11 protein-coding genes are annotated in these 10,640 nt (G+C 66.2%); 6 read left to right on the top strand and 5 right to left on the bottom strand.

Annotated features, from left to right (window positions below):
* On the top strand, positions 1-953 hold a 953-nt coding region (locus ACEN88_RS16030), incomplete at its 5' end, for a PLP-dependent aminotransferase family protein (RefSeq protein ID WP_413341110.1).
* A gap of 224 nt (positions 954-1,177) precedes the next feature.
* Complete coding sequence (locus ACEN88_RS16025; protein ID WP_413341109.1) at positions 1,178-1,462, top strand: hypothetical protein; 285 nt, start codon at positions 1,178-1,180, stop codon at positions 1,460-1,462.
* Between the two features lie 94 nt (positions 1,463-1,556).
* On the opposite strand, the gene ACEN88_RS16020 is transcribed toward ACEN88_RS16025, so the two are convergent.
* The gene (locus ACEN88_RS16020; RefSeq protein ID WP_413341108.1) at positions 1,557-2,000 is read right to left on the bottom strand and encodes a hypothetical protein; all 444 of its coding nucleotides are present in this window, start codon (positions 1,998-2,000) and stop codon (positions 1,557-1,559) included.
* A gap of 249 nt (positions 2,001-2,249) precedes the next feature.
* Here ACEN88_RS16020 and ACEN88_RS16015 point away from each other — a divergent pair, with 249 nt between their 5' ends.
* From ACEN88_RS16015 to ACEN88_RS16005, 3 genes are read left to right on the top strand one after another with little or no spacing between them, the layout of a single operon-like run.
* Entirely contained in the window at positions 2,250-3,635 is a 1,386-nt protein-coding gene (locus ACEN88_RS16015) for a hypothetical protein (protein ID WP_413341106.1), read from the top strand.
* Complete coding sequence (locus ACEN88_RS16010; protein WP_413341104.1) at positions 3,628-4,329, top strand: hypothetical protein; 702 nt, start codon at positions 3,628-3,630, stop codon at positions 4,327-4,329. Before ACEN88_RS16015 ends, ACEN88_RS16010 begins: the two co-directional genes overlap by 8 nt.
* Positions 4,330-4,338: 9 nt before the next feature.
* Positions 4,339-7,167 carry an ATP-binding protein gene (locus ACEN88_RS16005; RefSeq protein WP_413341102.1) on the top strand — a complete coding sequence of 943 codons (2,829 nt, stop codon included), beginning with the start codon at positions 4,339-4,341 and terminating at the stop codon, positions 7,165-7,167.
* 8 nt (positions 7,168-7,175) lie between these two features.
* On the opposite strand, the gene ACEN88_RS16000 is transcribed toward ACEN88_RS16005, so the two are convergent.
* The 3 genes from ACEN88_RS16000 to ACEN88_RS15990 form a co-directional block, all read right to left on the bottom strand.
* Positions 7,176-8,162 carry a DUF535 family protein gene (locus ACEN88_RS16000; protein ID WP_413341100.1) on the bottom strand — a complete coding sequence of 329 codons (987 nt, stop codon included), beginning with the start codon at positions 8,160-8,162 and terminating at the stop codon, positions 7,176-7,178.
* A 112-nt stretch (positions 8,163-8,274) separates the two neighbouring features.
* On the bottom strand, positions 8,275-8,787 hold the full coding sequence (locus tag ACEN88_RS15995; protein ID WP_413341098.1) for a hypothetical protein: 513 nt from the start codon (positions 8,785-8,787) through the stop codon (positions 8,275-8,277).
* Positions 8,788-8,797: 10 nt separating this feature from the next.
* Positions 8,798-9,301, bottom strand: coding sequence for a hypothetical protein (locus ACEN88_RS15990; RefSeq protein ID WP_413341097.1), 504 nt, complete (start codon positions 9,299-9,301; stop codon positions 8,798-8,800).
* A 104-nt stretch (positions 9,302-9,405) separates the two neighbouring features.
* On the opposite strand from ACEN88_RS15990, the gene ACEN88_RS15985 reads away from it, so the two are divergent.
* Positions 9,406-9,594 (top strand): hypothetical protein, encoded by a 189-nt coding sequence (locus tag ACEN88_RS15985; RefSeq protein WP_413341096.1) that lies wholly within the window; start codon positions 9,406-9,408, stop codon positions 9,592-9,594.
* On the opposite strand, the gene ACEN88_RS15980 is transcribed toward ACEN88_RS15985, so the two are convergent.
* On the bottom strand, positions 9,591-10,472 hold the full coding sequence (locus tag ACEN88_RS15980; protein WP_413341094.1) for a LysR family transcriptional regulator: 882 nt from the start codon (positions 10,470-10,472) through the stop codon (positions 9,591-9,593). The two genes, ACEN88_RS15985 and ACEN88_RS15980, sit on opposite strands and share 4 nt — an antisense overlap.
* Positions 10,473-10,640 lie beyond the last annotated feature (168 nt).

Below are 10,640 nucleotides of genomic sequence, written 5' to 3'. Positions count from 1 at the left end.
CGGACTACCTGCGCGCGTCGCGCGGCGTCGTGTGCGAGCCGGGCCAGGTCTTCATCACGGACGGCACGCAGGCGAGCCTCGACCTGTGCGCCCACGCGTGCGCGGACGCGGGCGATATCGCCTGGATCGAGAGCCCCGGCTACGGCGGCGCGCTGGCCGCGTTCCGGGGTGCGGGCCTGATCGTCGAGGGCATCGCCGTGGACGGGGAGGGCATGGCGCCGTCTCTTCACGACTGGAGCGCGCGCCGCCCGAAGCTGATCTACACGACGCCGTCGCACCAGTACCCCATCGGCGTGGTGACGTCGGCGGTGCGGCGCCTCGCACTGACCGACGGCGCGCGTGCGGCCGGCGCGCTGATCGTCGAGGACGACTACGACAGCGAATTCCGCCACGAAGGCCCGCCGCTGGCGGCGATGCAGGGTCTCGTGGCGGACGCGCCCGTGCTGTACTGCGGCACGTTCAGCAAGACGATGTTTCCGGCGCTGCGCATCGGGTTCGTCGTCGTGCCGGCCGGGTTGGCGCCGCAACTGGCCGTCATGCGCGCGCAGTCGGCAGCGGCGGGGCGGCCGGCGGAGCAGCTGGCGCTGGCGGAGTTTTTACGCAGCGGGGAGTTCGCGCTGCATTTGCGGCGGATGCGGCGGTTGTATCGGCAGCGCCGGGATGCGCTGGTCGAGGCGCTCGGGCGGCACGTGGGCAGTCACGCGGTCGTCGAAGGGGCTTCGGCCGGGATGCATCTGGCGCTGCGTCTGCCCGCCGATGGCATTGCGGACGTGGAGATCGTGCGGCGCGCGCGGGCGCAGGGAATCGTGGTGAATGCGTTGTCGGCGCATGCGGTGCCCGGTGGGGAGCCGGTCAACGGGCTGCTGCTCGGGTATGCGCAGGTGCCGGTGGAGCGGATGGATGCGCTTGTCGAGCGGCTGGCGGGCCAGGAGGGTACGTTGAAGGGCAAGTAAATATCGGAATCGGGGCTGGTGAAAACGATGATTGTGCACGCAGTTGAAACCGCTAAACTTGTTGAAACCGAAGAGTTTCGGAACTTTTGGGCGCGTCCGCTTCGGGGCCAAAACCGGACGGCGAACACGTATTGAAGACCAGTTTTTACGCCATCTTTACAGTGTCGTGTGTAGAGTCGAAAACAGGCCAGTCAATCAACGCAGCAGCGCGAAGAATCCTAACCATGAACAAGCGATTTCCCACTCGAAAACAAGCATTCGCGATTTTGATTCCCCTCGTCATCACGTCAATCCTGCTCCAGGTTTTTCTGGGCTGGGACTGGAAGGCTTTCTGCTTGAGCTTGCTGATCAATACATTGGCCGCGGGCATCGTGTGGCGCTATCGGACACCAGTCGCTGTAACGTCCGCACAACACCCTCGCGCCGGCGTTTACAGCTTTGTCGCGCGTGCCGGGTTCTGGGTTGTTGTGGCCGTTATTTTATTTTTCGGCTTCAAGCGTTTCCAGTAAGGTCTGCAATGGGGCGATAGCGAAGGTGCAAGCCCGAACGACGCTATCGAACGCGTGTTTCGACTTGTTTAAATTGCAAGAAAGATACCGGCAGTTATTCTTGCGGCCCCGGATCATCCGGATTGTCGTTTTCCCAATGCAGCACGATCTCCTTGGGCGCGCTGCCCACCTTGACGGTCCGTTTGAAGGTCTTGCCCTCCGCCGCCGCGCTGATCCGATACGTGCCCGCCGGCAGTCTGGCAAAGAACATCGGCCCCGTATTCGCCGCGGTCACCAGATTCGCACCCTTGGCATCCGAGATATCGAGCTGGACGTCGGAGCGGTAGGCACCGCTCTGCTTGGTGGCGAAGGTCAGCAGCAGGTTGTAGTCGGCGCGCAGGGCCTTCATGGCGGCCTGCTCTTCCTCGCCGACGCCGCCGTTGACGTAGTTGATGCCGTTCTGCTGCTTCGGGGTGAGTGGCGCCGCCAGGACGGCGGCCGGGGTCAGGCAGGCGGCCAGGAAGGTGGATACAACCGCGGCCGCAAGTGTGCGTTGCATGGCATTCCTCCTCATGAAGATGATGTAAATATCGCAACGTTCATTATCGCGCTGTCGGGATCAGAGGGGCGCGCGCCTGATGTTGTCATGTTGGCAAGTCAAGCGGCGCTTCGATTCCGTTGCATATTCACCAGTTGTGAACCGTACGCGGGCGTTCCGTATTAGTTGCCAAGCCTTAACTGTTATACTGACGCCCCCGCGCCCGTGGTCCAGAAGGCCGCGCGCGACAGCAGACTGGTAAGCCTTACGATGATCGACAACCTGGCAGCAACCGCCGCCGACTCCCAAATCCCGGCGCAAGATGAGCTCGACCCGCTGCAGACGCACTTCCAGGAGGGAGTGGCGCCGGACGAGATCGAGCAGGTATATCACCTCAAGCGTGCGCAGCCCATGCTGCAGGCGTTCACCGCGCTGTTCCACGGCTCGCAGGACGGCGTCATCGTGCGCCTGCTCGTGCTGCGCGAGCTCGCGTCCGACGCGATGGATTCCGCCTTCTCGCGCGCCGACATCAACACGAAGTTCGCCTACCTGATCCCGGAAAGCCTGGAAACGGTGCTGGGCCGCCTGCGTACGCACGGCCTGCTCGCGTGGGACAACCCGGCCGCCGTCTACCGCATCACGCCGCTCGCGCGCAACGTGCTGGCCGCGCTCGACACCTTGCTCGCCCTCGGCAAGCCGGAAGAGGACGAGGCCGAGATGGGCTTCCTGCTGTCGCAGGTGGCCGGTGCGCAGGCCGTCGGCGGCATCACCGTCGACCAGCTGAAGCATTTGCTGGGCCGCCTCGTCGAGCTGCACGAGGAATTCCGCGACGCGATCGCGTCCGGTTCCGAATTCCGCCTGCGCGCGTCGCAGGCGAAGTGGCACATGGCGTGCGACTGGGTCGAGAAGGGCTCCGTGATCCTGCGCGCCATCACGTCCGACGAGCGCGCCGACTCCGCCACGCACCGCGCCGCGCAGGCGATCGGCCGCGCCCAGTCGCAGCTCCTGAACATGCAGGGGATGTTCTCGCGCGCGCTGAACCAGATCGAGCGCCAGCGCGTGCACCTGGGCCAGTCGGGCCTGTCGACGACGGACATCAAGCGCTGGCTGCTGGCGCACGACGACCTCGCCAGCCTGGCCGAGGACGCGATCGACCGCCCGGTCGTCCCGCTGTTCACGACGCCGGCCGAGATGATCGACGTGGCCGAGACGGAACTCATGATGGAACGCGTCGCGCCCATGGCGCCGGGCGGCCTGCCGAACGGCGAGGACGCGGCCATGACGATCAACGACAACCCGGCGATGCAGGCGGAACTGGACGACTGGATCCGCCGCCTTGCCGATTTCGCCAACCTGGACAACTTCCCCATCATGGCGGAGGGGGCACCGAAGAGCGTGCCGATCCAGGAATCGCTGCTGCCGGCCAGCTTTGCCGTCGCATCGTACCGCGCCTCGCTGCTGCCGCTGCTGGGCGATCCGGCCGAGGCCAACCTGCAGGGCCCGACCGCCGAACTGGCGCGCCTGCCGGTGCGCTTCGATTCGGCCGACGAAATGATCCCGCTGGACGACCCGCACATCGCGGCCATCTCGCGCGCGACCCTCTCACTGAATCTCGATCTACCGAGCACCCCGGAAAGCAAGACGCAAGATGAATGACGACGCCCAAATCCTGATCGCGCGACTGCTCACGCACCAGACCCTGCGCCGCGACGACAAGATGGTCAAGCGCGCGCTGTCCGACGACCAGTTCCGCGCCGAGATCGACAAGCGCCTGCTCGAATGCGGCCTGAAGCTTCTCGACAACGTGTACGCGGACCACGTCACGCTGGCCCTGCACCGTAACGTCGAACCGAAGATCTTCGGCGCCAAGGACATCTGGCAGAACAATAACTTCGGCCTCACGCGCGACGGCGTGGCGCTGCTCGTCGTGCTGTGGGCGCAGATCATCCTGCCCAAGCGCCAGCGCCAGGAAACGCACCAGGCCATCGACATCGACCAGTCCGACATGTTCGACAAGGACAACCCGATCCCGCGCGCGGAAGATACGTCGATCGGCATCTCGTACACGACGCTGCTCGCGGACTTCGGCGAGAAGCTGGGCAAGAAGACCCGCATGGACATGAACCTGGGCCTGTTGTCGAAGCTCGGCTTCATCGAGCGCCGCGGCGACGTGATCCTGGAAGGTCCGCTGCTGGACCTCCTGATGGATACCGACGTGCTGAAGGAACGCATCATCAACGGCGCGCTGGCCGACGTGTTCAAGCGCGCACCGGTGGCGGCCGCACCGCGCCGTCACGTCAGCGAAGCCGCGAACGACGAACCGGTCGACACCGAAACGCCACAAGCTTAAGAGGCACGCATGTTCCACATTAAATCCCTCGAGCTGGTCCACTGGGACTACTGGCAGCGCATCAAGAACATCCCGCTCGACGCCAAGATCATCACCATCGCCGGCCAGAACGGCTCCGGCAAGACGACGCTGCTCGACGCGCTGCGCACGCTGTTCGGCCTCGATTGCTCGATGGGCCGGACCTATAAACACTACGCGCGCCATTCGGGCCAGCAGAGTGCCTGGCTGCGCGCCGTCGTCGACAACAAACCGTCCGGCCGCCAGCTGTCGAACCGCCCGTTCCGGCATAGCGGCTTCTTCAGCGACGACGAAGTCACGCTGTTCTGCCAGGTGCAGAAGAACGGCGGCGACTGGAAGCGCCAGTACCTCATGCGGCCGGGGAATATCCAGATCGAGGAAGTGACGGAAGCCACCGACTGGCTCGGCGTCGAGAACTACCGCAAGCGCCTCGCGTCGGCCGGCCTGTCGCCCGCGATGTCGAAGGTGCTCGCGCTGGAGCAGGGCGAGACCGATAAACTGTGCGAATACGCGCCGCGCCAGCTGCTGGACCTCGTGTTCCAGGTGTTCGGCGACAAGGAAGTGCTGGACGCGTACGACGAGGCGAAGCGCCACCAGCGCGACACCGAGTCGGAGCTGAAGCGCTTCGAGGCCGAGCTGGAGACGTCGCGCATCAACCTCGAAGGCCTGCGCCTGCGCGTTGCGAACTACCACCAGTGGGAAGACCTGCAAAAGGAACGCCGCGCCCTCGTCGAGGAAGTGCTGCCGAGCCTGGAATACCACGAAGCGCGCGAAAAGGCCGCGAACGTGAGCCGCGCGCTGCGCGAGGCGAAGAAGCCGCTGATGCAGGCCGACAGCCTGCTGACGGAAAAGCGCAACGCACTCGCCGCCCAGCAGCGCGCGCTGACCGAAGCGCAGCAGCAGGAGGTGAAGCTCGAACAGGAAGCGAACGAACTCGCGACGCGCCTGACGCAGGTGAACGCGAAACTGAAACCGCTGGAAAGCCTGCTCGAACAGAAGGAACGCCTGAACAAGCTGGCGGCGGATGCCGGCGCCGACATCGCGGAAGTCGCGACCCAGCTCGAAGCGAAGGAAGCGGAACTCGCGAAGAAGAAGGCCGAACGCGAAGCGCTGGCCACGAAAATCGCGGGCGAGATGGCGACGATCAGCGCGCTGCAGGGCAAGACGACGATGCCCGAGCCGGAAGCCCAGCGCCAGATGCGCCGCGCGCTGCGCGATGCGGGCATCCCGCACGCCATGCTGTCTGACATCGTCGAAGTGACGGATCCGAAGTGGCAAGGCGCCGTCGAGGGTGTGCTCGGTGGCTACGCGTCCGTCGTGCTGCTGGAGCGCGCGAAGGATGCGTCGGCCGCCTATAAACTGGCGGAGAAGGAGCGCTATCGCCACTTCATCGTGCCGGATTGCGTCGACGCGCCGGTCGTCAAGGACGATACGCTGCTGTCCGTCGTGCGTTTCTCGTCGAAGGCGCCGTCCTGGCTGATCGACCAGCTGGAACGCATCGAGCGCGTGGATTCCGTCGACGACGGTTTCAAGAGTGACGCCGACGAATGGATCACGCCGGACGCGTATCACAGGGAACGGCGCGGCGGCCGCTCGCTGTTCGTCGAGCCGTCGCGCTACCGTTTCGGTGCGGCCGGCAAGACGCAGCGCCTGGAAGCCATCCAGCGCTCGCTGCCGGCGCTGGAAGCGCAGGAAGACACGTTGACGCTCGCGATCAGCAAGCTGGCGGCGGAAGTGTCCGCGCTGCGCGTGCGCATCGCCGGCGTGGACGCCGCGAAGGAGCTGTCGGCGCGCCAGGCCGAATTCGAAGAAGCCACGCGTGCGCTGGAACCGCTGAAGGCCGAGCGCCTGCAGGTGGGGGCGCGCCTGGGCGAGCTGCAGGTCCTGATCAAGAACGCGACCGTCACGCGCACGCGCGCCGACACCGTCTGGCAGAACGCCCGCATGGCGCTGTCGGAAGCGGAAGCGGGCATGCGCCTGAACAACCGCCGCGTGATCGAGCAGCGCAGCGAGCATGCGCGCGAGCTGCTGACGTTGCGCCGCGCGTGGCGCCACGTGCCGAAGTCGTGGCGCAGCGCGCAGCAGCGTGCGGCCCTCGTCGCGACGCACCAGAACGCGCACCAGGTCAAGCTGCGCATGAACTCCCTCGACGCGTCGCTCGCGCGCGCGGACTGGGAACAGGACCCGACCGTCATCGACCAGTACGCGCGCCTGAACGACCAGCTCTCGGGCCGCCAGGTGGAGACGGAAGAACGCCGCTACCAGAACAACCGCGCGATCGAGGCGACGGACAATGCGCGCGGCGCCTACATTGAGCGCCTGCGCTACACGATCAAGACCTATTCGAAGAACATCCGCGAACTGGGCGAGCTGGCGAACATCGACGTCTCGGTCGACCCGGTCCGCCTGGAGAACGACGACGTGCAACTGGCCCAGGCCGGCCTGCACGTGCGCTTCAAGTTCGACGGCAAGGGCCAGATCGGCATGAACGACGGCGAGGCGTCGGGCGGCCAGCAGGTCATGAAATCGCTCGTGCTGCTGATTGGCCTGCTGAAATCGGAAGAGGGTTCCGGCGGCTTCGTGTTCATCGACGAACCGTTCGCCCACCTGGACATCCGCAACATCCAGCTGGTCGGCGAGTTCCTGAAAAACACCGACGCGCAATACCTGATGACGACGCCGCTGACGCACAACACGGACGTCTACGATCCTTCCGACCTCACGCTCATCACGAGCAAGAAGAAGAAGGACACGCAGTGGGCGCAGCCCATCTTCGTGCTGCAGAGACGGCGCGAAGGGGAAGAAGCGCACGCGGCCTGACCGCATTGTCATGATGGCTGCAGCGGCCGGCGTTCCTGGGGACGCCGGCCGTTTTGCTTGTGTGCCTGCGCCGTCAGATGGCGCGACAGCACCTCGCGTGCCGCGTCGCCGATGCCCTGCCAGTACGCGCGTCGCCGCGCCGCGCGCTTGCGGTGCCTGGACGGTATCGCCGCCAGCGGCCTGGCCTCGAACGGCAGGGCGATGCACCACGCGCGGCCCGGCATGTCGGTGCCGCCGAGGCTGCGCCATACGCTGTCATAGGCCGTGGCGAAATGCTTGTCGTCGGACGGCAGCCAGGCGCAGTGCCAGGCCGACTTGACGGCCACCACGTGGCCCATGCCCAGCGCTTGCGCGATGCCCTGCAGGGCGGCGCAGCAGAAAAAGCCGGGCGTCGTGACCAGCGGGGAGTCTGGCGGGAAGGCGCGCCGGAACGCATCGACGGCGTCGGCCTCGTCGGCACGGTACCCCTGGTTGCGGGCGATGAACGGCAGGATGCCGGCCGCGCCGAGCCCGGCCAGGCCGGCGAAGCGCTCGTCGACCCAGCTGAACGACAGGCGGTGGACACGCCTGCCGTTCGCCAGCAGGGTCAGGGTGAGATCGCCTTCCGCGTTCAGGCGCTGCGCCATGCCGAGGCGGATCTCGACCTTGCTGCCGTCCGCCTCGTGCTGCCACAGCACGAGTCCGCCGTCGCGGTAGACGGCGTGCTTGTAGGCGGCGTCGAACGTGGCGTCCTCGAAGCGGTAATGCGTCAGCACGCAGCGCACGCGCTGGCGCAGCGACAATCCCCTGGCGAGATAGTTGCGGTGGCTCAGGTGGTGGAACACGTCGTCGTGCACCTGCGTCACGTAGTTGCGGTAGACGTCCATCGCCAGCAATTCCACGTGGGCACGGCGGAACAGCAGCACGCGCAGGCTGCGCATGATGCAGGCTGCCCAGGACGCGAACGGGTAGTGGCGCCGGGCCAGCCAATGGCGGGTGAGGAGGGAAAAGACCATGCGTGCTCCAGGCAAACGACTGGAGCCACGACACGGTTGTCAATACATCAAATAGCCCCTGCGGCCATTCTCCGTAGGGCTATGCATGACGCATTGGGCTGTATCAAGCGAATCAAGCGTCGCCGATTTCCTTGCGCATGCGCTGGCGCCAGCGCATCAGGGCCGCGGAGAACGTCGCGAAATAGGCGGCCGTCAAGCCCAGGCACAGCATCGTGATGGGGCTGTCCGTGAAGCGCGGGTTCGGGCGGCTGCTGCCCTGGTTCATGTAGATCTCGATGCCGAGGTAGACCACGCGCGCCACCAGCAGCATGGCGACGAGGATGCCCATGCGCGATGGCGGCGTGAAGAAATAGCCTTCGGGCGTGTCTTCGAAGCGGGTGCGGCGCAGGCCGTAGCTGCCCAGCGCGATGCCGCCGATGGCGCCGGCGGCCAGCGCGGCCAGCTGGAACGGGCGGTCGCCGAGTTCCGATGCCGGGATGAGGATCATGACGACGAAGACGAACAGGCCCGTGTAGTGGCGCGACAGGATCGAGCGCTGCCGGGTCATCTGGTGTTTCAGGCGCGAATGAATGCGCCAGATCAGCAGGGGAACGAGGGCGATGAGGGCGAGGGTGGTAAGACTCATGCGTTAAAACTCAAGGTGAGACGGGGGCGGTGCGCTTGCGCCAGGACAGCAGGCCGAACGCATAGCTCATGTAATAGCCGGCCAGTACGCCGAAGATGACGAGGGTCAGCGGGCTCGACACGAACTCGTGGTGGGCAAGCGAGCCCAGCGCGAAAAACTCGTACGCGCGCCAGGCCATGCGGGCCATGAACAGCAGGGCCACCGCGATGCCGATCGGCGCGTGCGGGGTGAAAAAGAAATCGTCGCCGACCTGTTCGAAGCGCGTCCTGCCGATCGCGATGCGGCCCAGCACGGCGCCGACCGGCAGCCCGGCCGCGAGGCCCGCGAGGGCGAACGGGTTCGTCTTGATGCTGACGGCGGTCAGGAGCAGCAGCAGGATCGGGAAGAACACGAGCGTCGTGCGGTGGCGCCACGTCTTCGAACGCTGGCGGGTCGTCAGGCGCTTGATGCGGCTGACCATGCGCCACAGCACGAAGGGCGCGAGCACGGCGGCAACGACGGGAGTCGGCAACATGGGATTCCTCGGAATTTTCTGTCGAATCCGCCATTGTAATCCAGGCGCGCGTCGGCAAACCGCTGCCCATGGTAATGTTTTGGCATCTTTAGCAGGAGCCTCACATGATCCCAGACCTGACCGCGAGGCGGCATACGATCGGGCAGCACGCGCACCGGGCGCCCGATCCCGCGCCGATCGAAGAACCGCCGCCGGACCCGTTCGAGCCCGCCGACCCGCACCAGCCGCCCATCCGCACGCCGCAGAACGACGAGCCGCCGGTCGATCCGAATCCGAGCGTAACGTTCCACTAGGCCAGCAGCGCCGCGTGTTCCTGCAGCAGGTCGGCCAGCAGGTCCGCCATCAACGTCACGCGCGGCGAGCGGCGCACGTCCGGATGCACCGCCAGCCACAGCGGGCGGCTCAGCACGTGGCCGTGGTCCGGGTGCAGCACCAGCAGCGGATCGCCGCGGCCGAGGAAATGCGGCAGCACTGCGACGCCGAGGCCGGCGCGGCACGCGGCCACCATCGCGGCCGCGTCATTGGTCCAGAACGCGTACGCGCGTCCGGCAGCGAATTTCGCGAGCCAGGCCTGCTGCGGCGTGTCCTTCATCGCTTCGCCATACCCGATGAACTCCCATTCGTCGGGCGGACGCTCGAACCAGCCGGGCGCCGCATACAGTCCGTAACCCATCTGCGCCAGCGGTCGCGCGGCCAGTCCCGGCTGCCCGGGACGCGCCATGCGCAGCGCGAGGTCGGCCTCTCTCCGGTACAGGTCGGCCTGGCGGATTTCGCCGATGATTTCCAGCGTGAGCGCGGGCCAGCGCGCGCGCAACGCGCCCAGGTGCGGCACGAGGAAGCTGCTCGCGAACGTGGGCGGCGCGGACAGCCGCACGACGCCGCGCAGGGCGGACGCACCCGCCCCGGCGCGCGCGAAGGCCATCGCTTCGTCTTCCACCCGGCGCGCCTGCGTCAATAATTCCTCGCCTTCCACGGTCAGCGCCCAGTGCTTCGGCAACCGGTCGAACAGGCGCACCCCCAGTCTCGCTTCGAGCATGCCGATGCGGCGCGCGACGGTCGAATGCTCGACGTCCAGCACGCGCGCCGTCGCGCTCAGCTTGCCCTGGCGGGCCAGTTCGACGAAGTAGCGAATGTCGTCCCAGTCGAGTGGTTGACTTATCGATTTTTGCACGGTCAAAGGCGATTTTTTGGGATTTCGGACGATTTTTGATCAATCTACCATGAGGCTCCCATCAACAGGAGAATGACATGGACGAATTGATCGAACACGTGCGCATCCACCGCCAGGGCGGCGCGGACCAACTGGAAACCGGGCGGCTCGCCGTCGCGCCGCCGGCGG

Source organism: Massilia sp. CT11-108 (assembly GCF_047302915.1).
GTDB lineage: Bacteria > Pseudomonadota > Gammaproteobacteria > Burkholderiales > Burkholderiaceae_D > Telluria > Telluria orientalis.
The sequence above is the reverse complement of the archived record's forward strand: the minus strand, read 5'-3'. Positions and strand labels throughout refer to the sequence as shown.